Consider the following 22328-nt stretch of genomic DNA (forward strand, 5'->3'; position numbering starts at 1 on the left):
ACGGAATTCCCTACAACCGGCCGGCGGCCATTGTGAGATCGGCGTACCGGGCCAGCACCAGGTCGACGACGGCCGGGTCCTCGCACAGCGGAGGCGTGACCCGGTCCGCTCCGGCGTTGTGCAGCGCCCGGTAGAACAGCCCCTCGGCGAGCAGGTACGCGGCCACGGTCACCCGCTCGGCCCCCTGTTCCCTCAGCCGGGCGACGACGTCGGGGACGCGGCGCTCGGTGCCGGAGGCGTACGCGACCGTGGCGCCCAGCTCGGCGGCCACCCGGTCCACATCGGCCCGCCACGCCGGATCGGAGGAGCCGGCCGCGGCCAGCACGACGGCGTCCCCGCCCGTCAGGTGTCCGCGGAGGCTGTCGACGAGCACCGGGTCCGGCCCCAGCGGCGGCGCGACTCTCGCCCCGCCGGCCGCCGCGGCCTCCGCGATGTCCACGCGTACGTGGTAGCCGGCCGAGAGCAGCAACGGCACGATCACGGTGCCGGGATCGCCGGCGACCTCCCCGACGCGGGGGTGCTGCACGTCCACGTAGGCCAGCCGCACGTCGACATCCGGGCGGCGCAGGGCGACCCGGTCCACGAGGTCGCGGATCTGCGCCTGGCCCGCGGCGGACCTCGTACCGTGCGCGACCGCCAGCAGAACGCTCACTGTTCGTCCACCCTCAGCCGGTAACCCCGTTTGATGACTGTCTCGATGTGCCCGCCGCCGCCCAGCGCGGTCCGCAGCCGGGCGATCGCCACGTCCACGGCGTGCCCGTCGGTGCCCCGGGGCAGCGCCTCGGCCAGCCGATCCTTGGAGACGACGGCCCCCGGCCGTGCGGCCAGCGCCCCGAGGATCGCCATCGCGGCCGGCGCGAGGGTCTGCAACCGCCCCCCGACCAGCACCGCGTGCCCCCGGATCTCCAGCTCCTCACCGGCCACCGCCAGCCGTACGGCCCGCCGCGGCAACTCGTCGGTGACCACCTTGACCAGCGCCCCCAGCCGCGACCGGTGCGGCGTGACGACCGGGACCCGCTGCTCGACCAGCGAGGCGGCGGTGACCGGACCGACGCAGGCCGCCAGGGTCCGGCCCCGGAACCGGTCCAGCACCTCCCCCGCGGCGTCGGCGGCGATGTCGAGCAGGGCCTGCACGGCCGGGGCGCTGGTGAAGGTGACGGCGTCGACCTGCCCGGCGACGAGCTGCCCGACGAGCCGGCGTACGGGTGCCGGATCCGGCGGCAGCGTCCACCGGTAGACCGGAACCTCCACGACGGCGGCCCCGGCCGCCCGGAGCGCCGCGGTGAACTCCGCCTGCGGCCCGCCGTGCAGCTGCACCGCGATCCGCCGCCCGGCGATACCCTGCGACAACAGCCGCTCCAGGATCTCCTCCGACGACTCGGTCGCGGCCGACCACTCCTCGGTCAGATCGGCGGCCCGGATCGCCCCGCACGGCTTCGCCCCCCGCGCGATCAGCCGCGCCCGCCCCAGCGCGGCCCGCAGGGTGTCACCCATCCCCCACCCCTCGGCGGCCTCCAGCCACCCCCGGAACCCGATCCCGGTCGTCGCGATGACAATGTCCGGCGCCAGCCCTACACAGGCCTCGGTCGCATGCAGCAGCGCCTCATCATCCCCCAACGGCACGATCGTGATGGCGGGAGCGACCACCACCCGGGCCCCCCGCCGCTCCAACAGGGCGGCAAGCTCCTCCCGCCGCCGCTCGGCGGTCACGGCCACGGTGAAGCCGGCAAGCGGCCCGGCATCGGCGATCTGGTCGACGGTCACCGTCCGATGCTCGCCAGCTGCTATTTCGGGTCGCGATCTCGCATGTTTCCCCGGTGATAACGCGGCATCACTTTCGGGGACCCCGCCCCGGTGAGACAACCCTGGGAGCGGCATGACCGGCGACGTGGTGGCGCACGATGAGTCTGGCGCTCGCGGCATGATGTCGGCGGAGCCGTCCCCCGCTACGCCACGTTGAGCTGGATGTTGCCGATCCGGGCGACGATGTCGAGGTGTCCCCCGAGCCCGGCGACATAGGCGCGCAGTGTGTCCAGGCCGACGGCGTCACCGTTCTCGATCTGACTGATCCGCGCCTGCGACAGGCCGGTCGCCTCGGCCAATTGTGTCTGGGTGACGCCGAGCTGCTGCCGGATCTCGGCGAGCTTGGCGCCACTCACGGAGGCGAGCATCTGTTCGCGCATCTGCTGCCGGCGGGCGACACGGTCAGCGTTGTCCCAGGTGGGATCAGCGGCGCGGGCCTTCGCCTTGACGTCGCGCCAGTTGGCCGCGTCGGTCATGACTGCTCCTCCTGCTTCAGGGCCGCCAGGTGCTCGGCAAACCGGGCATCGGCCAGCCCGATCGCTTCGCGGTACCAGGCCTGCCACCGGCCCGATTTGTCACCGGCCACGAGGAAGACCGCCTCGCGGACCGGATCGAACGCAAAGATCATCCTAACTTCGGTGGTCCCCGCGGAGCCCGGACGCAACTCCTTCATGTTGTGGTAGATGCTGCCCTTCAACCTGTCGACCAGTGGCCGGCCGAGCGCCGGCCCTTGGTCGGTCAACACGTCGATCGCCTCGGACACGAGATCAGCCGTTTCAGGATCCGAACGACACAGGTCGAGAAACCACGCTTCGACTTCAGGATGCAGCCGCACCTCCCACATACCTTCATTATAAGTGCAGCTTATATCCGAGTCCGACGCCGCCCGGGGCATACAGACACAACTGACAGCCTGCTGACGCCGTCGCCGCATGCGGTGTCGAGCTGGTCCCGGTGCTGTGTTATTGCGAGGTGGTGACCTACGACTTCAACGCCCTGCTCGGCACCCTTGGCAGCCACCACGACGACACCGGCTGCTCCCCTCGGGGGGATGCGGCGGCCCGACGACCGGGGAAGAGCGGCCCCGCGCGGCGGCCGCGGCGGCGAGCGGTGCCACCAGGCCGGCTGCCGGGAGGGCGGCGAGGGCGAGGACGGCGAAGCCGGTGAGGCCGTCGGGGAGCCATGCCACGGCGAGGTCGGCCAGGGCCGGGAGGGAGATGGAGGTGTCGCGCGTACCGAGCGAGGTGTACCGGGCGGCGATCAGCCCCGGTAGCCACAGCGTGATCAGTATTGCGCCGTGGGCGGCGACCAGGATCGATGCCGGACGCGGCCGGCGGCCTCGCGTCGTACGGTGCCAGGACCAGGCTGTGAGCAGGAGCAGCAGGACGCTGGCGAGGGCGCCCGCGGCCACCAGGAGCGGCCACCGCCAGCCGTCGGCGTACGGTGTCAGCGGGGCCAGCCGGGTGTCGGCCGGCGTGACCAGCTCCCCGACCACCAGCCCGGCGGCCAGCGCGAGTGCCAGGGCGAGCGCGTGGCGTACGGCCTCACGTCGCGGTGCGGTCGCGGCGATCCGTGTCACACCGACCGCCAGGCCCGCGCCCAGCGGAACGGTGATCAGGACCGCCAGCGCCGGGTACACGCTCATGGCCTCGCTCCAGATCCTTTCCACGGCGAGGTCGCCCCGGGCCAGCAGGATCTTCTTGATCTGGACGCTGGTCTCGTTCAGCCAGACCGGCAAAACGAGCATGACGGCCACGCTCAGGGCGAACATGCCGCCGGGGCTGAACTCGAACCGGTACTGGTCATGCTGGAGGGCGAGGTACCGGTCCGCCGGTGCGGGGTGGACGCGTACGAGACGCCGCCACAGGTGGCCGGGGCCTCGCCGGGTTCGCGCGTCGGGGAGGGCTTCGTCGGCTTTCCAGCCGACGGGTGCGTCGTGTTCCGCCACGGCCCGGCGGAGGAGCTGTTCGAGCGGCTGACCGTACGCGGCGGCGGCGAAGCGATCGGCGTAGATCTCACGAGTCTGCAGCACGCCGTTCCGGGCCAGGTAGATCACCGCGGTGAGGGCGGCCATGTGCAGCCAGGCACCGAGGCTGGCTGAGCGCGTACCGAAGAAAAGGTCTTCCGTGCCGGTCCAGTCCGGGACCAGGAAGAGCGTCGGGGTGACCACGACGAGCAGGTACGCGTACCACAACGCCACGGTGAGCCCGCCCAGGTCCACATCGCGGTTGTGCAGGTGGCCCAGCTCGTGCGCGACCACGGCCCGGAAGCCGTCGGGGTCGACCCGGTGCAGCCGGAGCACACCTCGGTTGAGCGCCACGTACCGGCGGCCCACGTGCCCGAACGCCACTCCGTCCACCCGCGGGTCCAGCGGATGCACCAGGAAGCGGGCGCGTAACCCGGCGGCCGCCGCCATGCTGCGTACCTCGGCGGTGACCTCGGTGGGAGCCACCTGGGCGAGGGGCAGAAGCCGCCGGCTGCGGATCCGCCAGTGCGGCATCAGCCCGTACAACAGCAGGCCCGCGGCGGCCACGGCGGCGGGCAGGGCGTACTCCAGCCGATCCCCGAAGGGCAGCGGCGTCCGGAAGCAGTCCGGCTGGCGCCGCCGCAGCTCGTCGCGGGTCAGCGTGGGCAGCAGCAGAAGCCAGGTCGTCTGCTCGGCCGGTGAGCCGACGCCTGACGTGGGCGCCCACGGCGTCCGGACCGGCGAAGCGAGCCCATCGAGCATGGCCTGCCGCTGGTGGTCGCCGATCAGTTCGTACCGGATGGCCACCAGCGTGCGGTGACAGGCGCTGCCCTCGTCGAGCCAGGGCTGACTGGCATCGCGCCACAGCGATCCGATGCCCGCCGTGACCGTCAGCATCAGCATCACCAGGACCGCGAACCGGGCCGTGGTACTCGACGACCACGGCCCGGTGCCGGGAACGGTCCGCCGCTCCGCTGCCGGCCCGGCGGGCGGGCCGTGCAGGGGCGGGGCTGACATCCCGCTCAGCCGTCCAGCTTCGGGGAAGGGCCGGCGCTGGGCGCATCCGTCCCGACCACGCCGTCGGCGGCGACCGCCTCGGCGCCCCCGCCGAGAACCAGGCGCCCGACGATGGCCTCGGCGATCACCGTCGCGGTGGGTTCGGCCACGCCTGCGCCCCGAGCGGCGGCGCTCGCGGCGTCGCGGACGCGCTCGAGATCGGCGACGGACAACGCTACGACGGTGGCGGCCTTGCCGCTCGTGCGGCGCCGGCGCAGCCGACCGGTCAGCCTCCCCCAGAACCCGGCACTGAGCTGCTCGGCACCGGTCGACAGGAACACCCCGGCTCCGGCCGACGCCGCAGCCAGCGCCACCTCCGTCACCGTGTGCAGCGTGAGCTCGAGTCCGGAACTCAAGACGTCGCGGTGCCGGAAAGCCGGCCAGCCACGGCGCCGGAACAAAGCGCCGGCCGTACGGTCGAACAGCGCCAACTCCTCGGGCGCCACCTCGGTCACCGCGGCCCGGGCCAGCCGGAGCACCAGCTGACGATGCCGGCGACCAATCACGTAGCGCTGCACAGGGGACGACACGCGGTCATTGTTGCAGTTCGGATCACGTACCCACCAAAGGAGACCGCCCCCGGACGCGGTGGCAGCTCCGGCGGCCCGCGCTCCACGAGCTTCTTCGCATCAGTCCACCATCAGCGAACGGTTGTGAGACACGCCTTAGTTGGCCGCTTCTCGGCACTCGACGGTGTCGTCGCCGGGGCGTTCGCGCCTGCGACTACTCCTTGATCCCAGCGCGGAAGCCGCCTTCTCCGCGGGAGATCTCCAGTTCGCCGGACGCCGGGAGAGTCAGGAACCCGCAGCCTTGAATCACCTCGCCGCCCCCGATATCGGCCGATTCGAGATGGCAGAGGAGGTATTCGCCTTCCTTGGCGGGTAGGACGAACTCGCCGTCATCGTCGAGGGGGGCGACCACGCCACCGGCCCGGGTCACCTGGTCGCGATTGAGCTGCGCAGCCATGTACGGCAGGTCTTGCTGGCCGATCGGCTTGTTGCCGGTGGTGCTCCACAGGTCGTCGACGGCTGCGGCCGGTACGGCGATGATCCAGCCTTCGTCGATCGGTGAATCACCGCGCCCGGTGTCGTCCACGGCGACCGCTTTGCCGGTCAGGCCGTCGTGTGACGGGCCGGTGCATGCCGCCACCAGAGGTGCGAGCAGCAGCACCGCCGCTGTTCGCACCACCAAGGACGTCAGGAACTGCATGTCAGGGTGAACTTCGCGTCGTACGTGGACCCGTCGACCAGCGTGATCCGGAAGACCTGGGTGGTTGTCGCCCATGTCTTGGGAGTCTGCACGTTGAGGTGCCAGGACGGGCCGGACTTGGCCGTCTCGTAGCTCGCCCGCGTGGTTGAGGAACCTGGCCGCGGTGACGGTGCCGGCATTCACGCCCGAGCCGGAGACCGGCTCGGCGGGAACTCCGCACCGGTCATGCGTTCTTACCTGGGAACCTGCGGGCGACAGGCTTTCGCGCAGTGGTACGCAGGCTAACCTTCCGTTCCTCGGCCGGCGCTCCGGCCGCGGGTGGCTGCTCCGAAGCCCGATAGGTGAGGGCGGCTCGCCTGACCTGCTCGTCGGCGTCGGCCATGAGAGCCTCGCGGATGTGCTGCGGTGTGCGGTCGGAGGTGGCCATCGCCTTTCGTACGTCGGCAGACCGGTCGTCCAGCAGGGCACGAAGGTCGGCTTCTTCGAGGTCGAGGGCGCTCACCAGCGTGGCCCGGATCTCAGGGGAGAAGTCCGTGGCGAGTCGGTGCCGCTGCTCCGGGCTGGTCCACTCGTTGACGGCGAGGCCCTTGCGCACGCGTACGGCGCGGTCCTCCAGCAGGGCATCGATGATCTCGGGAATGGCGGTGTGCGTGGCCAGCCGCTCGCGAACCTCGGACGAGGCGTCCCCGACGAGTTCGGCGGCGGAGTCGGGCTCGAGCGCGGGCATCTCGGCGAGCAGGCCCCGCAGCTCCTTGTCCTGGGCCTTCAGCATGACGCCCCGGATGCGCTCGTCGCAGGACGGGTTCGTGGCGACGGCCCAGCGCACCCGCCGGTCGGCGTCGCCGAGCAGGCGCAGCAGGTTGCCCTGCGAAGCGGCGGCGTTGCGCGCGACGATCTCCCGGACCCCACGGTCCCGGTCACGGGTGAGGGCGCGCAGCATCTGCGCCGTGGCGTCGGGGCGGGCGGCCAGCGCAGCACGCACCTGCACCGACGGGTCCGCGACCATGCTGTACAGCTTCTCCTGCGAGGTCTTGCGATTGCGCGCGAGGGCGACCCGCTGTTCGACACTGCCGGTCACACTCTGATCTGCCATGGTGGGATTCTCCCACGGGCCGTGCCGACGGCTTGCAGTGAGCAGCCCCGGGGAAACCGATCACCGAGGACGAAGAACGCGTACGGATACCGCCGTCGGCGACCTGCCTGGCGACTCAGCGGAAGCTGAAGACCTGGTCGGTGGCGAGGTCGAGGAGCAGGTTGCCGTCGTCGCCGACCCACATCCCGCCCAGCCGATGGATCTCCATGTACCACACGGACAGATCGCTACCGTCGTTGACGCTCGAGCCCGCGAAGGTGGCGCTGATGTTCGAATCCATCATCGTGCCGCCGAAGTGCACGTGCGAGAACCGCTCTTGCACGTCGGTGTAGACATCGTCGTCCATCTCGATGAGGTCTACGTAACCGGTATGCCCCGGTGCGCGGCCGGCGTTGGGATCATCGGCACGCTCGACGAGCCACAGGTCACCGAAGCGGCCGAACCGGTCCCGCTCATCGCTCGGCCAGTCACTTTCGTCGGCCGCCAGCTGAAGGCCCTGGCGTGGACGTTCCGTCCGTGGACCGGTGAATTCGGCGGCGGTGAGCCAGAGCGCGGCGTAGAAGAAGCCGGTGTCCGGGTCGCGGACGACGCTCGCATGCGGATGCGGGCGGGCGGCGGCGACGTCGTCCCAGAACGGGTCGTCCGGGTGCGCGACGTGGGACAGATCGCCCGCGAGGCCTGCAGCGAAGCCGGCCGGGGCGGGCATCATGCCGTCCCCGTCCGGCCAGTCGAAGACCGCGATGGCGACGAGGTCGGCGCTGCGGCGCCGGTACTCGGGCGGCAGGCCGATGGTCGCGTCGTGTACGAAGGGCTGCCCGGTTCTCGGTGAGCGAGGCCAGGCAGCCGGGGTGATCGCGGGTCCGGCCGGACCGGCCCATCCGGCGGGCTGCGGAGGCGGCCCGACCCTGTGGGCGGCCAGGGCACTCTCGTACGTTCCGGGCACCACGTCGTACGCCTTCACAACTACGTCCTCCGTGGGTCGGCAGGGCGGCGATACGCAGCCGTGTCCCCCGGACACGCTCGCCGTCACGTTGGTCGGGTCAGGGCGGCGCAAGCTATCCGGGCTGGTCATTGAGGCTCTGGCGGGCTGAGGCGAGCACGATCGGGTCCTCGCATCCTCGGGCGTACCCGGCGATCCGTCGGCGGATGTCGCGGCCGAGCAGCCACCCACCGATCCGCTCGGCGGCCGGGCGCAGCACGGCAGGCCGGCACCGGAAGTTGTATCGCCAGGTGGCAACGGTGTGGCCGGGCTGGTCCGGTGCGGGCGCGAAACGCCAGCCGCCGCCGAACATCTCGAAGAACCACGGCCCGCGCACCATCTTCATGCCGACGTTGGTGGGCGGGTGGAACGACACGTACTCGCTGATCATCGTGATGCCGTGCCGCGACCGGGTGAAGGTGCGTACGCCCTTGCCAGGCCGGGTGGCGCCATCGATGAAATGCTGCTCCCGCACGAACGGATCCCACCGGTACCGCACCGGTACGGTGGTCTGCGACACGGCGAAAGCGACATCCGGCGGCACGGGGACGACGATGGTCGCCTCAATGACAGGCACACCGCCATCCTCGCCCATCCACAGCCGTTCAGGCCCGGCGACGTCAACCGCCGTCACACTGCCACCGCCCGCCCGACGCCGTCCCGCTGCCCGAATACTTGCCCTGACCTGCTCAAATGAGGCCATGATCGAGAATATCGAAGCGCGGCTCGTCGAGGTTGCCGCCCTGGTCCGGGAGGCCGAGCTGCTCCGAAGCCGGCGCGCCGAGCTGGACCGACGTCACGCCGAGCACGCGGCCGCCGTGACCGAGCTGCGGCGGAGCTGGGCCGGCGAGGTCCGCGACGTGGAACGGCTGGAGAGCGTTTCGCTGTCCCGAGTCCTGGTCGCATTGCGCGGCACGTACTCCGAGGAGATGTCCCGTGAGCGGGCGGAGGCGGATGCGGCCCGCTACCGGGTCGCCGAGGCTGAGAGCCGGCTGGCCGCGATCCAGACGGAACGCGCGGCGGTCGAGGCTCGGCTGACCGCCCTGGCCGATGTACCGGCCCGGTACGCCGCGGCGATCGACGACAAGGAGCGCCACCTGCTCGACAGCGGCGATCCCCAGGTCGCCCGCCTGCTGGCGCTGGCGGACGAGCGCGGCCGGGTCGAGGCGGAGCTGCGCGAACTGCACGAGGCGGTCAGGGCGGCCGAAGCGGCGCTCGGCGCTCTAGGAGAGCTGCGACGTCAGCTCGACCTGGCGTCCAGCCGCCAGACGACCGACAACCTGCTCGGCGGGGCAGTGTCCGTGAGCCAGCCGCACTGGCTCGACGCCGTGGGCTGGGCGGCGTCGAACGCCGACCGCTGCCTGGCCGTCCTGCACGCCGAGCTTACCGACGTGGGCCTGGCCCAGCCGCTGGGCAACGTCCCGCGCCCGATCACGCGGCCGGCCGGCTTCCAGGCGGTGTTCTTCTCGAACATGCTCATCCGGGAACAGATCAACCGAGCGAGCCGCGACGCGGACGAGTCGCTCCAGCTGATCGCTGGGATACACCGGGAAGTTTCTGTACGCGCCCAGACGGCCCGCGCTCGCTGGAACGCGCTGCACAGCGAACGGCAACAGCTCCTCACCACCTGACACCGACACCTGCGGTTCGTTGCGATCTATCTACTCACGTGCGCAAGGGTGAGGGACTTAGGTTCCTTGCGGCGGGCGTTCGGGTCCGCCGGACCGATCTATGCGGGCGCTGTGGTGGCGATGGCGGGAGCTATTCCGGGCGGCGTCCCCATGCCGATATCAGAGGCGCGAGAGTGAGGTCGAGCTCGCCGGCGTTGATGGCGGCCAGGTGGGCGTCGATCTCGGCGTCGTCGGCCAGCCCTGCGGCGAGCAACTCGGCGCGGACCATGCGCACCGTCGCGGCCTCCAGCCGGTCGCAGGCTGCTCCGCCGACTGGAAAGAAGCCGGCCGCTGCGACATCGACGAGGCCGGCCGTACGCAAGGCTCGCGGCAGCGTGCGGCCGTAACGCATGTCGGCGCCGCGGCGGGTCATCAGCTCCCGGACGGCGCGCCGCAGCCGGTTGGCGCGCTGCTGTGCCGGGCCGACCTCGTCGAGGCAGGCCAGCGGCTGCAGCTCGGTGTCGGCATCCTCGACCAACAGCCAGCCGCCGGGGCGCAGTGCCGCCACCATCGCCGCCAGCGCCCGGGCACGGTCGGGTACGTGGACGAGCACGAGCCTGGCGTGCACCAGATCAAACGTGCCTGGCTGCGGCGGCGGGTCCCTGACAATGTCGTGCTCAAGCACCTGGTACGTGCCGTGCCGGTCCAACCAGGCAGGATTGACGTCCGTGGCCAGCACGTGGCCGGTCGGTCCGACGGCCGCGGCGAGTGCCTCGGGAATGCTGGGGCCCCCGGCGCCGACTTCCCAGCAGCGCCAGCCCGCCGTCACTCCGAGCCGGTCGACATGCCCGCGTGTGACGCCGTCGAACAGCTCGGCCAGCCAGCTGAACCGCTCGCCCGCCTCCACCTTGGCGTTGTCGAGCAGGTAGCGGTGATCCGGGGTAGACCCAGGGGTACGCGGCGATGAGGGGCCGGGCGGGTTCACCGGCCCGCCTGCGGTCGTGTCCGGCTCGAACGCGGGGCCGGCGAGGGCCGCGATGAACTCATTCCTACATCCTCACGACCTACCGCGCGCCACGTCAGTGCGACACGAGATGAATCTAGACACAGCCCCACTCCAGCGAAGCAGGCCCGCCCTGATCGGTACGGCCTCCGTGCCTCGTCCCGGTCAGGGTCCGTTGTGGGGGCGGCGGCGTTGGACGCGGTGCGAGACGGCGTTGCGCAGTCGCTGACCGAGAGACGCTACATCGGTGTCGGCAGCTGAAACTCCAGGTGGATGGCGTTCACCTTTGATGGCCGGAACCGCGTGATCCCGGATCGCGGTGATCAGGTCGGCTGCCACGTCGTCGCTCGGGAATCCTGCCCAGACCGTCCACCAGTGGTCGCAGCCATGGTGGCTGATCGAACCGAGCCGGGCGGTCCAACCGGAGGAGGACGACGCCTCGCTGACGTCGGCGGTGAATTTCACCCCCATCCACGTATTGCCCTGCGACTGCCGGAACGCAATTGTCCCCAGATGCCTCGGGGTCTGCAGGGTCAATCGGCGCCCCGAGCCGGTGAAACCGAGCCGCCGCAGTTCAGGTACCACCGTTGTCCGCATCATGCTCACGTAGCCGTCCCGGGCCGACGGGCCAATCTGTGGCACGAAGCCCGGCTGCACCAGCCCGGTCGCCTTGTCCACCCGTGCGCCGAAATCCCCGAGGTGAGTGCCCGGCCTCCCTGTCACTGCCCGCCACACCGGACCGCCGTCAGCCACCGCTTTGACCCGAAAGCTGCCACCCGACCCGGGAAGCGTGTCCAGCCACCTCTGGACAGCCGCAGAAGCCGCGTCCTCCGTGTCGATCACGTCAGCCATTGTGCCCGTCCCCCACCAACCACACCCAACGACGCTCGCGACTCCGCGCTCAATGCTGATCCAACGGACTTCCCGGTCTGCCGCCGCAGTGGCGGCCTCTTCGATGCGGTGGACCGCGATGAGGCCGCAGCGGTCGTGCCAGCGCCCAAGAGCGAAATTTCGGTGGCCGCACTCACCTTGCCGACTACAGTCTGCCGACATGATCGATCCCGAGATCCTTGCGTATTACGAGCACGGGCTGGAACAAGAGCGATTGAGTGCCGATCAGCGGCGGATCGAGTTCCTGCGGATCTGGGACCTGCTGGAGCGGCACCTGCCCACAGCGCCTGCACGAGTACTGGATGTAGGCGGCGGAGCCGGCGTCTACGCGCTCCCGCTCGCCGCGGCCGGATACGAGGTGCACCTGATCGATCCGGTGCCGCTGCACGTGGAACAGGCTGAGGCCGCTTCCCGCGCTGCGTCCGCTCCGTTGGCCAGTACCGCTGTCGGAGACGCGCGGGCGTTGGACGTCGAAGAGGCCTCTGCGGATGCCGTCCTGCTCCTCGGGCCGCTTTACCATCTGACAGGCAGGGACGACCGGATCAAGGCGCTGCGAGAGGCCCGGCGGGTTCTTCGGCCGGGGGGTGTGGTCCTGGCGAAGGCGCTGTCCCGGTTCTACCCACTCTTCGAGGACATCGCCCTTGGCACACCGGTCGAGCAGGACGAATTCGACAAGAACATCGCGTTCCTCGCCGACGGGCAGTACCGCAACCCTGGCGGCGACCCGACTCAGTTCACCACCTCCTACTTCCACCGACCTGAGGATCTCGCTGAGGAAGTGCAGGAGGCCGGCCTACAGATGCGCGCGCTCGTCGGCGCCAGCGGCAGCGTCAAACTGCTGCCGCAACTCCCCGAGCGGCTGAAAGAACCCGAGCAACGCAAGCGGGTTCTCGATCTGCTGCGACTACTCGAGAGCGAACCATCGATCCTCGGAATGAGCCAGAACTTCGTCGCAATCGGTCAGGCACCCAGCGCACCCTGAACCCGACCTCGCATTGTCCGTCCCGCAGCGATCTGGCAGTTCGGCAAGCCCGGGCGTGGATCGGGCCTGGGCATGCGCAAGAATTCCGGGATGTCTTACGACCTGGCTGTCTGGGAAGGCGATCGGCCGGCGAACGACGTTGCCGCGGCGGCTGAGTTCGGTGCCTTGTACACCCGGTTCATCGGGTCGGAGAAGTCGGTTGAGCCCACTGCGCGCATAGCGGGGTACGTGGCGGCGTTGCTGGATCGCTATCCGGACATCAACACCGACGCGGGTGAGGAAAGCCCGTGGTCGACCGGGCCGCTGTTGAGTGAGGCGAGCGGACCGCTGGTGTACTTCCCGATGGTGTGGAGCAGGTGCGACGAGGTCTCAGCCTGGGCCGCCGAGGTAGCCGAGCAGCACGAGTTGAACTGCTACGACCCGCAGATGGAGCAGCTTCGCACGTCGTGGTCCCAGCCGTGGCGCTTCGAGCTGACGTCGGCGCACGGTCGCGTATTCCGAGACCCCGAACTCGACATCGTCCGAAGGGTTCTGGCCCGGCTGTCAGCGGACAACTACTTCGCGGTGCTGACCAGATCCGATGACTGGTATATGCAGGTCGGGTACGGCGAACGCGCCGGCACCCGTCACGGTTGCTATGCCCTGGAGCGTCGCGACGGAACCCCCCAGGAGCACTACCGGGCAGAGCTGACGAGCGTCGACGAAGTCATCGACGCTTTCGACGCCTTCCTGCGGCACGATTCCGCGATGTTGCGCCGGATCGCGTGGCATCCGTACGCCGTTTGAGCCGCATCATCAGTGCACTCGATCATTCCAATGCGGACTTCTCCGGCCAGTGGCAGCTCCAAGGGGGCCGGCATCGGCAAACCTGTTGCGCAGAGGACTGTCTCCTGCTTGCCTGAGACCCCGTCACCGAACCCGTACCAGGAGACCTGTGGCCACCACTCCGCTCGGAATCGCCTACGACCACGTCGCCCACACCAACGGCATACCGATCGTCCTGATCCACGCCGGTGTTGCCGACCGCCGGATGTGGGATCCCCAATGGGAGCACCTGCGCACCGAACACGAGATCGTACGGCTTGACCTACGCGGCTTCGGGGAATCGACGGCTTTGCCGGAAGGGCCGCTGGCGCACGTCGATGACGTCCTGTCGACTCTGTCCCATCTCGGTATCGGCCGATGCCACCTCGTCGGCTCGTCGCTCGGTGCCGGCGTCGCATGCGAAGTGGCGCTGACGGCGCCGCACCTCGTCCAATCCCTGCTGCTGTGCCCGCCAGGTGGCAGCCTGCTGGCCGCGCTGACCGATGACCTCAAAGCCTTCCTCGACGCCGAGAGGAGCGCGCTCGCTGTTGATGACATCGATGCCGCCGTCGAGGCCAATATCGCCTTCTGGGTCGTCGGTCCCGGCCGGGAGGCCTCTCAGGTCGACCTCGGCATCCAAGATTTCGTACGACGCATGCAGCGCCAGGCGTTCGAGGTGACCGCGTCCTGGGCGGACGTCGACGAGGTCGAGCTCGATCCACCCGTGCTGGAACAGCTTCAGGACATCACTGTTCCAACGCTGGTGCTCATCGGCGGTTTCGATCTCACCACGACCCGAGAGGCCGCCGACCAGGTGTGCGCAGGGCTCACCGACGTTCGCCGCGTCGACTGGCCGGACGTCGCCCACCTGCCGTCGCTGGAACAACCGGACCGATTCCTCACGCTGCTCCTCGGCTGGATCGCCGACCACGAAGCACAAAGACCAGCGGCGATCCCCGCCGAACGGAACTCAAGCAATCTGGCACCTGAATAGGCGAGGTCGTCCGCACGACCGACGCCATTCGGCTGGGGCCGGGTCAGCGTCGCGAAACCATCGGTCGAGGAGACGGTGCGCCGTTCGGTCATCGTCGATGACAGGCCGGAGTGGCGACGCGACATACCGATCTGCCGCAAGAGCCTGACACGCCCTTCACCGCGGCGTTCATCGGTATCGGCTGCTCACCGTCGGCGGATCCGATGGCGAGCAGGCTGACCTCGCCCAGATCCCGGCCGCCGGAGCGTGAGCATCCGTCCGGATCTGGACACTCGGGCAGCTGCCACCTCGGCGCAATGCCGCTGACGGTGAACCAGGCCGACCCGTGACACTCTGCGTGCCGGAAGGCCGCAAGGACCTCGGCTGCCGACGGCAAGGGCAGTGGACTCGGCGCTCGTTGCGGTACCCCGCGCGAGAAGCTCGCCGCAGTCGCCCACTCCGCCATGTCTTCGTTGGCCAGTTCGTGCAGCGGGACGGCATGCACGGACCAGCTCATCACCGCAGTGTGCCAGCCCTACGCGACTGTTGCGCACGCGCGAGGCGCGATGCGCCGTCACACCGGGTCGATCAGCTCACGACCACAGGCGCGGAAGTGGCGTACGGATGAGGCACGATCTTCGCCATGACATCACCGGAGTGGCTCCGCCGTTATCAGATGGGTCACCGCGAACAGGTCTGGCGCGAATTGCGGGAGCTCGGTCCCGCAATTCGCAGCCGGCCCGAGCTGGCGCGGGAGGCGCAGCTTGTTTGCGACGAGATGGCCCACCGCGCTCGACAGAACGTCGAGACCATCATCGAGCGGCTCACTGCCGACGGCTACCGCTTCCATTCCAACGATGACGATCAGATATCCCAGACACCGCACATGCCGCCGACCGCCACGGCGGCCGACAGCGCAGCCTGGCTCGAGGAACGGTTCGGCGATGTTCCGATGACCGTCCTGTCCTGGATGCGGCTGGTCGGCGACGTGTGGCTCGTCGGCACCCACCCGGAGTGGCCGGCCTCGGCCTCCGGCGATCCACTCGTCATCGAGGTGGAAGGCTCCCGGCACCCCGGGTCGTCGATGCGCGACTACGTCATAGAGGAGTGGGAGCAGTGGCAGGAGTATGTCGACGACGGCGACGCCCCTGGACCGTTCGTGCTGCCCGTCGCACCGGACCAGCTGCACAAGGAGAACACCAGCGGCGGTGCCCCGTACGGAATCATCTTGCCGGACGGCTCCACCGATGCACTGTTCGTCTCCGACACGACCACACCGTTCGTCTCGTACCTCAACTACGCCTTCGCCCACGGCGGGTTCCCCCACGAGACGGGCTCACCGCAGGAGCAACGCATCAAGGCCGCGCTCGCCCTCGACCTGCTGCCGCTTTAGCGCAACGTGCTCGAGGTGGGCCATCGCGAAATAGTGGGCTGCGACGGCCCACATTCAGGACCTCGCTTGTCGTACTGGCAGAATTTCCGCATGGGTGGTCCTGACCTGGTCCTGGTGCTGCGCTACCGCAAAGCGGTGACCTATGGCTTCCACGTACTTCTCGGCGCCCTCGAGGAGCACGAGACAGCCACTCGATACGACGTCCGCTTCGGCGACACCCCCGAAGCGACCGCCGAGCACATCCGGACCGCGATCGCCACCGGCGCCAAGGCGCTCGTCCTCTGGTCCTTCTACTCCCCCGACGCCGCCGCGCTCGCGGAGGAACTCGCCCACATCCGCCGGCTCGCGGACGGCCCTTCCGTGCTCCACATCGCCGGCGGCGTCCACGCCACCGCCGAACCGGTGCAGACCCTCGACGCCGGCTGGGACATCGCCGCCGTCGGTGAGGGAGAAACCACCCTGCTCAAGCTTGTCGACGCCGTCGGCGAGCCCGCCGGCGTCACCGGTCTGGTCTACCGCGATGCCACAGGCGACATCATCAAGACCGGTCGTCCCGAACGCCGGGCGCTCGACGACTTCCGCGGCTTCTCGCTCCGATGGGACCGCTTCAACGCTCTCGAAATCACGAGGGGATGCATCTACGCGTGCCGGTTCTGCCAGACGCCGTTCATGTTCTCCGCTCGGTTCCGTCACCGCAGCATCGCGAACGTGCGGTGGCATGTCGACCGGATGCGGGAGCGGGGGTTGCGGGATGTCCGGTTCATCACGCCGACCGCGCTGAGTTACGGCAGCCGGACCGAGGAGCCCGACCTGGACGCGGTCGAGGAGTTGCTCGCGAGCTGCCGGGAGGGGATCGGCCCGGGCGGGCGGGTGTTCTTCGGGTCTTTCCCGAGCGAGATCCGGCCCGAGCATGTCAGCCGGGAGGCTCTTCGCCTGGTGCGGAAGTACTGCGACAACACCAACATCATCGTGGGGGCGCAGTCCGGATCCGATCGGGTTCTCGACGCGGCCAAGCGGGGGCACGGCGTCGAGGAGGTCAAGCGGGCCGCGCGGCTGGGGATCGAGGAGGGGTTCCGGATCAACGTGGACATGATCTTCGGGATGCCCGGTGAGGGCCCCGGCGACGTCGGCGACTCGCTGCGGCTCGCCCGGGAGCTGGCCGACCTGGGCGCGCGCATCCACGCCCACACGTTCATGCCGCTGCCGGGAACGCCGTGGCGCGACGCCCCGGCCGGCGACGTGGCCCCGGAGACGATCTCCGAGGTGGACCGGTTGTCGCAGCGCGGCGCCCTCTACGGCCACTGGCAGAAGCAACGGGACCACGCCGTCCGCCTGGCCGCCGCCGCCGAGGCGTACCCCCGCCCTGGTCGCAGCCGTACGATCCTGCCGACGCTCCCCGCCGGCGACAGCTGCTAGGCCAGGAGGCGCGCCACGGTGTCGGCCGCTTTCAGGGCCGTACCCGTCAGGACGGCGACCGTCGTCCCGCCCGGCCGCAGCGTCCCCGCGGTCCGGAAGGCCCGCACGGCCGGCAGCACCATCGCGCTGGTCGGCTCCGCGTAGAGGCCCCGGGACGCGAGCTCGTGGGTCGCCGCGACGAGGTCCGGCTCGGTCACCGTGGTCATGGCGCCGTCCGACGCCCGGATCGCGGCGAGGACCTCGCGGTCACGGACCGGCCGCGCGATGGCCGTACCCTCGGCGACCGTCGGTCTCCACTCCCGGACCGTGACCGATTCCGATCCGGCGGCGAACGCGGCCGCGAGCGGGCCGCAGTGGTGCGGTTGCGCGACGAGCAGCCGCGGACGCCGGGTGATCGCCCCCGCCGCCAGCAGCTCACCGAAGCCGAGGTGCAGACCCAGGACCAGGCTGCCGCCGCCGCACGGCACGACGACCGCCTCCGGCGCCGTGAAATCAAGGTCCTCCCAGATCTCGTACGCGAGAAGCTTCACGCCCTGCAAGAACAACGGGTGCCAACTGTGGCTGGCGTAGAACGTCGACGCCGAACGCCGCACGGCTTCGTCCGAGGTGTCCTGACGGCTGCCCGGCACCAGTTCCACCGTGGCGCCGTGCATCCGGCTCTGCTGGATCTTCGCGGCCGAGGTCCCCTCCGGGGCGAGGATCGTGGCGCGGATGCCGGCCGCCGCCGCGTACGCCGCGACCGAGGAGCCGCCGTTGCCGCTGCTGTCCTCCAGCATCGCGGTGACGCCCTGCGCCCGCAGCGCCGACATCATGACGCTCGTGCCGCGGTCCTTGAAGCTGGCGGTCGGGTTGAACCACTCCGGCTTGACGTGCACCGTCAGCCCGTCGACGTCGAGCGGCAGGAGCGGGGTCGTGCCCTCCCCCAGCGTCACCGGCCGCCCGACCTCGGGCAGCGCGGCGGCGTACCGCCACTGCGAGCGGACCCTCGTGTCGATGTCGTCACGGGTGATGCCCGGCAGCGGCTCGAGCATGAGCGGCGAGCCGTCGTCGCCGCGCCATCGAGGCTCGCCGAGCGGGTAGCGGCGGCCGGACCGGTCGACGAGGCAGGTCATGCCGCCGATCCTTCCAGACCGCCGAAAAATCTTGCCGAAGGGCTTGGCACTCAACCCTGGACAGTGCTAAAAAATGAAGTGTCGCTGCAGCTCAACCGCGGTGATGAACCGCCTCGGGTGTGCTGCACGGACCTCGGCAGAGCTGATCCGATCGCCGAGCGCCACGCGCCCGCCGGAACGGCCGGCGGGCCTCACGAGGAGGTGTATCCGTGGTGCTGACTTTCGATCCTTTCCGCGAGTTCGACCGCCTGGCCGGGCAGATGTTCGGCACCGCTTCCGGTGCCGCCGGCGCCCCCACCGTGGCGATGCCGATGGACCTGTACCGCTCCGGTGACCACTTCGTCATGCACTGCGACCTCGCCGGCATCGACCCCGGCTCGGTCCAGGTCGACGTGGACAACCACGTGCTGACGATCCGCGCGGAACGGTCCCCGCGCACCGACAACGATGTGCAGTGGCTGCGCCGCGAACGGGTCACCGGCACCTTCGAACGCCGCCTCACCCTGGGCGACGGCCTCGACCTCGACAAGATCTCCGCGACCTGGCAGGACGGCGTCCTCACGCTGACCATCCCGGTCGCCGAGGCCGCCAAGCCGCGCCGCATCGAGATCTCCCGCGGCGCCGGGCACGACCGCCAGGTGCTCGAGGGCACGGCGCAGGACGCGCCCGCCATCTCGCATTCCTGAACCCTCGCCCTGGAAGGGCCGGGCGGGCGGTGCGCCCACCCGGCCCCGCGGCGGGCGGTGCACCCGGCCCCGCGGGCGGCCCACGCCGCCGGCACTGCTCACCTCGGTCCCCTGCCGGCGGCCCAGGCCGCCGCCATTGCTCACATCGGTAACCCTCCCCCGCGCCGTCGCGGCCCGGCGGCGGCGCGTCGGCCTTGCCGGGTGCGGAGCCCACGACCGCGCCCGGCAGGACCACGCAGAGGGCGGTTCGCCCGCCGCACTTCCAGCCCCGGCGGGCAGATGGCCGCCGCACCTTCAGCCCCGGCGGGCAGATGGGCTACCGCACTTCCAGTCCGGCGGGCAGATTGGCCGCCACGCTTTCGCCCGGGCGGGCGATTCGGCCGCCCGGGATGCCCGCGCGCCGTTCACCGACGGCAGCGGACCGCCCGGCGCCCGATTCCTCCCCTTCCCGCCGCCGGCGTACTAGGGTCATGCGCTGAGAGTTGCGTCGTCAGCGCTCAGGGTCGTCGCCCGGGTGCCGATCCACCGGAGCGTGAACGTGGGCGCCGAGACCGTGGAAGCCACCATCGAGAGCCTGGTCGCGGACGTCTACGTCAGTCACGCGGGCCTCGCCGGCCGGGCCGCCGAGCTGGTACGCCGCGCCGAGGCCGCCGGGGACCGGCGGCACGCCGACCTGGGCAGGCTCGTGATCGCCGAGCTGCACAGCCGGGGCGGGCGGGTCGCCGAGGGCGTACGCCAGGCCCGTGAGGTGCTCGCCGCCACCGACGACCGGATCGTCGTCGCGCACGCCCACGCGGTGATCGCCGGTGGGTTGTGGCGGATCGGGGACAACGCCGACGCGGTGCGGCACGCGTACCCGGCGAACCGGATGCTGGTGGACGGCGATCCGCCGGTGCTGCGGGTCGACCACGCGATCATCCTGGCGTTGCAGGTCAACGATCAGCGGATCGGCGGCATCTCGCACGGGGAGTTCCGGGCCGCGCAGCAGCTCGCCGACGACGCCGGGGTGCCCGCGCTCATCCTGGCCAACCTCAACAACTGGGCGTGGTGCTCGTACACGCACGGGGATCTGCAGTCAGCCGCCGCGCTGGTGCGGCGGATGCAGGAACACAGCGTCGCGACGGGCGAGCCGTTGAACGCCTCCTGCGCCGACACGGTGGCGCGGATCCTGCTGGAGACCGGGCGGTCCGCCGAGGCCACCGCCGTCATCGAGCAGGCCGTCGCCTCGGCGCAACCCACCGACTCCGACGCGATCCCGGCCGCGCTGATCACTCTGGCCGACATTCAACGGCGTGACGGCAATATCGGTACGGCGCTGCGTACGCTCGAGGAATGCCGGCGGATGGCCGCGCGCGACCACCTGCCCGACGTCGACGCCCTGGCGCTGCGGATGATCGCCGGATGCCATGCCGAGCTGGGCGACTTCCGGGCCGCGTACCAGGAGATGGTCGACTTCCACGAGGCCTGGACCCTGCGGCGGTCCGAACGCAGCGAGGTCGTGGCCCGGGTCGCGCACGCCCAGTACGCGGTCGACGAGGCGCAGCGCACCACCGAGCGGTTCCGGGAGATGGCGGAGCGGGACGCGCTGACCGGGCTGTGGAACCGGCGCCGCTCCGACGCCCACCTCGCGGCGGCCCTGGCCACGCCGGCAGCGCCGAACCCGCCGGCCGCGCCGACGCCGCGCGACGCGGTGGCGGCGCCGCGCGACGCGGGGACGACGCCGCGCGACGCGGGGGCGAGGTCAGGCGACCCGGGGGCGGCGCCCCGCGATGCGGGGGCGAGGGCGAGCGATGCCGTGGCGAGGGCGAGCGATGCGGGGCCCGGGATGGAGGTGCCGGCCGGGCCGCGGGGGGCGGTGAGCGTCGCGCTGCTGGATCTCGACCACTTCAAGCTGATCAACGATACGTTCAGCCATGCGGTCGGGGATGTGGTGCTGCGCCGGGTGGCCGCCATCCTCGCGGAGGCGGGCGGGCATGCCGGGCGGCACGGCGGCGAGGAGTTCATCCTCATCCTGGACGTGGAGCGGGCGGAGGCGGCGCGGCGCTGCGAGGCGTTGCGGGCGGCGATCCATGCGCACGCCTGGGACAGCGTGGCCGCCGGGCTGCGGGTGACCGCCAGCATCGGGCTGGCGGTGCTGCGGCCCGGCGACGACGCCTATTCGGTGGTGCGCCGCGCCGATGAGAACCTCTACGCGGCCAAGCGCGCCGGCCGCAACCGCCTGGTCGCCGAGTAAAGCCCGCGCACCGGCCGCGGAAGGCGACCACCGGCAGCAAGCAGCCGGAAGGCGACCACCAGGAAGCAAGCAGCCGGAAGGCGACCGCCGGCAGCAAGCAGCAGAAAGAGCGGCGGGGGCGGTCGTCAGCGGCGGAACACGCGGCGGCTCACGTCCCGCCCGGCGCGCAGGGCCGAGCCCGCCCGGTTGACCACCCCGTCGCTCGTGATGAGCAGCTCCCCCACGTACGCCGAGGCGCGGTCCATCACCAGCGCGGCGCGGGCCAGGTCCTCCTCGTCCTCGCGCAGCTCCCACAGCCGCTGGGCCTGCTCCCACGCGCGCGCCCGGGTCGCGGCGACGAGGACCCGCTGGCTCCAGTCGTCGAGGTCGCCGACCAGGCCGTCGATGCGTAGCTGCCAGGACGTCGAGTAGCGGCGGCGCAGCCGGGGGATCTCCTGGTAGAAGATCTTGTTGACCAGCAGGTAGTCCGGGTGGATCGGGTCGTCCTCGGCGGGCGCGCCGGTGCTCTTCCAGGTGGCAACCAGCGCCCAGGCCAGGTCGTGGTTGATGTGCGCGTTGACGCCCAGCATCGCCGCGGCGAGCCGGCTGACCCGCTTGTCCTGGGCCCGGCGGAACAGCACCTCCCAGGCGTCCGGCGTGTTCAGGTTCTCCTCGCCCCACAGGCGCAGCGCGTCGAAGTACCGCTTGGCGAACTCGACGTCGAGCATCTCGAGGAAGTCGGCGTCGTGCACCTCGCTGCTCTTGAGCGCGCCGGCGACGCGGTCGGTGATGGTGAAGTACAGCGAGTTGAACGATGCGACGCGGTTGGCCGCGGGAGGCGGGAGCGTGTCCATGATCTCCTGGGCTTTGCGCAGCCCGCGGAGCACGTCGCCGATGGTCTCGACCCGGCAGGCGCACAGGTCGGCCATCTCCCGGGAGGCGGGCTCCCAGCCGCCGCCCTTCGGCACCAGGCCCGGCTCGTCGCGCGCGATCCGCCGCCGCTCCTCGCGCAGCAGCTCGGCGCTGCTCTGCACGCCCCCGCGATCGAACTGCACTGTCGTGGTCATACCGGCCCCCGGCCCCCCAGATCATCCCCGTACGGTGCTCCACCCTGCTCACGCACCAGCCAGTTGACCAGTG

22 protein-coding genes are annotated in these 22328 nt (G+C 70.7%); 8 read left to right on the forward strand and 14 right to left on the reverse strand.

Annotation, left to right across the window (positions count from 1 at the left end; all coding sequences use genetic code 11):
• Positions 1-10: 10 nt before the first annotated feature.
• The 10 genes from IT780_RS38655 to IT780_RS38700 all read right to left on the reverse strand — a co-directional run bounded on the left by IT780_RS38655 (position 11) and on the right by IT780_RS38700 (position 8683).
• Positions 11-652, reverse strand: coding sequence for a sirohydrochlorin chelatase (locus IT780_RS38655; RefSeq protein ID WP_199516843.1), 642 nt, complete (start codon positions 650-652; stop codon positions 11-13).
• A complete protein-coding gene (locus IT780_RS38660) occupies positions 649-1749 on the reverse strand; it encodes a uroporphyrinogen-III synthase (RefSeq protein ID WP_307831615.1) in 1101 nt (366 codons plus the stop codon). Before IT780_RS38660 ends, IT780_RS38655 begins: the two co-directional genes overlap by 4 nt.
• A gap of 197 nt (positions 1750-1946) precedes the next feature.
• The gene (locus IT780_RS38665; RefSeq protein WP_199516845.1) at positions 1947-2279 is read right to left on the reverse strand and encodes a helix-turn-helix domain-containing protein; all 333 of its coding nucleotides are present in this window, start codon (positions 2277-2279) and stop codon (positions 1947-1949) included.
• On the reverse strand, positions 2276-2647 hold the full coding sequence (locus IT780_RS38670) for a type II toxin-antitoxin system RelE/ParE family toxin (RefSeq protein ID WP_199516846.1): 372 nt from the start codon (positions 2645-2647) through the stop codon (positions 2276-2278). Before IT780_RS38670 ends, IT780_RS38665 begins: the two co-directional genes overlap by 4 nt.
• A gap of 144 nt (positions 2648-2791) precedes the next feature.
• Positions 2792-4786: a M48 family metalloprotease gene (locus IT780_RS38675; protein ID WP_199516847.1), complete on the reverse strand. Its 1995-nt coding sequence runs from the start codon at positions 4784-4786 to the stop codon at positions 2792-2794.
• Between the two features lie 5 nt (positions 4787-4791).
• The gene (locus IT780_RS38680; protein ID WP_199516848.1) at positions 4792-5355 is read right to left on the reverse strand and encodes a hypothetical protein; all 564 of its coding nucleotides are present in this window, start codon (positions 5353-5355) and stop codon (positions 4792-4794) included.
• Positions 5356-5548: 193 nt separating this feature from the next.
• A complete protein-coding gene (locus IT780_RS38685; protein ID WP_199516849.1) occupies positions 5549-6034 on the reverse strand; it encodes a hypothetical protein in 486 nt (161 codons plus the stop codon).
• A gap of 223 nt (positions 6035-6257) precedes the next feature.
• Positions 6258-7127: a hypothetical protein gene (locus tag IT780_RS38690; protein ID WP_199516850.1), complete on the reverse strand. Its 870-nt coding sequence runs from the start codon at positions 7125-7127 to the stop codon at positions 6258-6260.
• A gap of 115 nt (positions 7128-7242) precedes the next feature.
• Positions 7243-7836 carry a hypothetical protein gene (locus tag IT780_RS38695; protein ID WP_199516851.1) on the reverse strand — a complete coding sequence of 198 codons (594 nt, stop codon included), beginning with the start codon at positions 7834-7836 and terminating at the stop codon, positions 7243-7245.
• Positions 7837-8182: 346 nt separating this feature from the next.
• Entirely contained in the window at positions 8183-8683 is a 501-nt protein-coding gene (locus IT780_RS38700; RefSeq protein ID WP_199516852.1) for an SRPBCC family protein, read from the reverse strand.
• Positions 8684-8807: 124 nt separating this feature from the next.
• Between IT780_RS38700 and IT780_RS38705 the strand changes: the two genes are divergently transcribed.
• Positions 8808-9737, forward strand: a complete 930-nt coding sequence (locus tag IT780_RS38705; RefSeq protein WP_199516853.1) for a hypothetical protein — start codon at positions 8808-8810, stop codon at positions 9735-9737.
• A 130-nt stretch (positions 9738-9867) separates the two neighbouring features.
• On the opposite strand, the gene IT780_RS38710 is transcribed toward IT780_RS38705, so the two are convergent.
• The gene (locus IT780_RS38710; protein WP_199516854.1) at positions 9868-10623 is read right to left on the reverse strand and encodes a methyltransferase; all 756 of its coding nucleotides are present in this window, start codon (positions 10621-10623) and stop codon (positions 9868-9870) included.
• Positions 10624-10884: 261 nt separating this feature from the next.
• A complete protein-coding gene (locus IT780_RS38715; RefSeq protein ID WP_199516855.1) occupies positions 10885-11562 on the reverse strand; it encodes a hypothetical protein in 678 nt (225 codons plus the stop codon).
• A 208-nt stretch (positions 11563-11770) separates the two neighbouring features.
• On the opposite strand from IT780_RS38715, the gene IT780_RS38720 reads away from it, so the two are divergent.
• The 5 genes from IT780_RS38720 (at position 11771) to IT780_RS38740 (ending at position 17178) form a co-directional block, all read left to right on the forward strand.
• Positions 11771-12592: a class I SAM-dependent methyltransferase gene (locus IT780_RS38720; RefSeq protein WP_199516856.1), complete on the forward strand. Its 822-nt coding sequence runs from the start codon at positions 11771-11773 to the stop codon at positions 12590-12592.
• Positions 12593-12682: 90 nt separating this feature from the next.
• A complete protein-coding gene (locus IT780_RS38725; protein ID WP_199516857.1) occupies positions 12683-13378 on the forward strand; it encodes a hypothetical protein in 696 nt (231 codons plus the stop codon).
• A 148-nt stretch (positions 13379-13526) separates the two neighbouring features.
• The gene (locus tag IT780_RS38730; RefSeq protein WP_199516858.1) at positions 13527-14390 is read left to right on the forward strand and encodes an alpha/beta fold hydrolase; all 864 of its coding nucleotides are present in this window, start codon (positions 13527-13529) and stop codon (positions 14388-14390) included.
• Between the two features lie 622 nt (positions 14391-15012).
• Complete coding sequence (locus tag IT780_RS38735) at positions 15013-15762, forward strand: hypothetical protein (RefSeq protein ID WP_199516859.1); 750 nt, start codon at positions 15013-15015, stop codon at positions 15760-15762.
• A 90-nt stretch (positions 15763-15852) separates the two neighbouring features.
• Positions 15853-17178, forward strand: a complete 1326-nt coding sequence (locus IT780_RS38740) for a TIGR04013 family B12-binding domain/radical SAM domain-containing protein (protein WP_199516860.1) — start codon at positions 15853-15855, stop codon at positions 17176-17178.
• Here the strand turns inward: IT780_RS38740 and IT780_RS38745 are convergent.
• Positions 17175-18290, reverse strand: a complete 1116-nt coding sequence (locus IT780_RS38745) for a threonine synthase (RefSeq protein WP_199516861.1) — start codon at positions 18288-18290, stop codon at positions 17175-17177. The two genes, IT780_RS38740 and IT780_RS38745, sit on opposite strands and share 4 nt — an antisense overlap.
• Before the next feature lie 209 nt (positions 18291-18499).
• On the opposite strand from IT780_RS38745, the gene IT780_RS38750 reads away from it, so the two are divergent.
• On the forward strand, positions 18500-18976 hold the full coding sequence (locus IT780_RS38750) for an Hsp20/alpha crystallin family protein (RefSeq protein WP_199516862.1): 477 nt from the start codon (positions 18500-18502) through the stop codon (positions 18974-18976).
• A 538-nt stretch (positions 18977-19514) separates the two neighbouring features.
• Positions 19515-21209, forward strand: a complete 1695-nt coding sequence (locus IT780_RS38755; protein WP_307831614.1) for a diguanylate cyclase — start codon at positions 19515-19517, stop codon at positions 21207-21209.
• Between the two features lie 125 nt (positions 21210-21334).
• Here the strand turns inward: IT780_RS38755 and IT780_RS38760 are convergent, their stop codons facing one another.
• A complete protein-coding gene (locus IT780_RS38760) occupies positions 21335-22255 on the reverse strand; it encodes a DUF5995 family protein (RefSeq protein ID WP_199516864.1) in 921 nt (306 codons plus the stop codon).
• Positions 22256-22328 lie beyond the last annotated feature (73 nt).

This window comes from Nucisporomicrobium flavum, assembly GCF_016464385.1.
Classification (GTDB): domain Bacteria; phylum Actinomycetota; class Actinomycetes; order Mycobacteriales; family Micromonosporaceae; genus Actinoplanes; species Actinoplanes flavus_A.

Bases quoted from the DNA above. Each gene is read 5' to 3' on its own strand.
- IT780_RS38735 (WP_199516859.1), top strand. From the start codon at position 15,013: ATGACATCACCGGAGTGGCTCCGCCGTTATCAGATGGGTCACCGCGAA.
- IT780_RS38760 (WP_199516864.1), bottom strand. From the start codon at position 22,255: ATGACCACGACAGTGCAGTTCGATCGCGGGGGCGTGCAGAGCAGCGCC.
- IT780_RS38685 (WP_199516849.1), bottom strand. From the start codon at position 6,034: ATGCAGTTCCTGACGTCCTTGGTGGTGCGAACAGCGGCGGTGCTGCTG.
- IT780_RS38740 (WP_199516860.1), top strand. From the start codon at position 15,853: ATGGGTGGTCCTGACCTGGTCCTGGTGCTGCGCTACCGCAAAGCGGTG.
- IT780_RS38720 (WP_199516856.1), top strand. From the start codon at position 11,771: ATGATCGATCCCGAGATCCTTGCGTATTACGAGCACGGGCTGGAACAA.
- IT780_RS38690 (WP_199516850.1), bottom strand. From the start codon at position 7,127: ATGGCAGATCAGAGTGTGACCGGCAGTGTCGAACAGCGGGTCGCCCTC.
- IT780_RS38665 (WP_199516845.1), bottom strand. From the start codon at position 2,279: ATGACCGACGCGGCCAACTGGCGCGACGTCAAGGCGAAGGCCCGCGCC.
- IT780_RS38745 (WP_199516861.1), bottom strand. From the start codon at position 18,290: ATGACCTGCCTCGTCGACCGGTCCGGCCGCCGCTACCCGCTCGGCGAG.
- IT780_RS38725 (WP_199516857.1), top strand. From the start codon at position 12,683: ATGTCTTACGACCTGGCTGTCTGGGAAGGCGATCGGCCGGCGAACGAC.
- IT780_RS38705 (WP_199516853.1), top strand. From the start codon at position 8,808: ATGATCGAGAATATCGAAGCGCGGCTCGTCGAGGTTGCCGCCCTGGTC.
- IT780_RS38695 (WP_199516851.1), bottom strand. From the start codon at position 7,836: ATGATGCCCGCCCCGGCCGGCTTCGCTGCAGGCCTCGCGGGCGATCTG.
- IT780_RS38675 (WP_199516847.1), bottom strand. From the start codon at position 4,786: ATGTCAGCCCCGCCCCTGCACGGCCCGCCCGCCGGGCCGGCAGCGGAG.
- IT780_RS38670 (WP_199516846.1), bottom strand. From the start codon at position 2,647: ATGTGGGAGGTGCGGCTGCATCCTGAAGTCGAAGCGTGGTTTCTCGAC.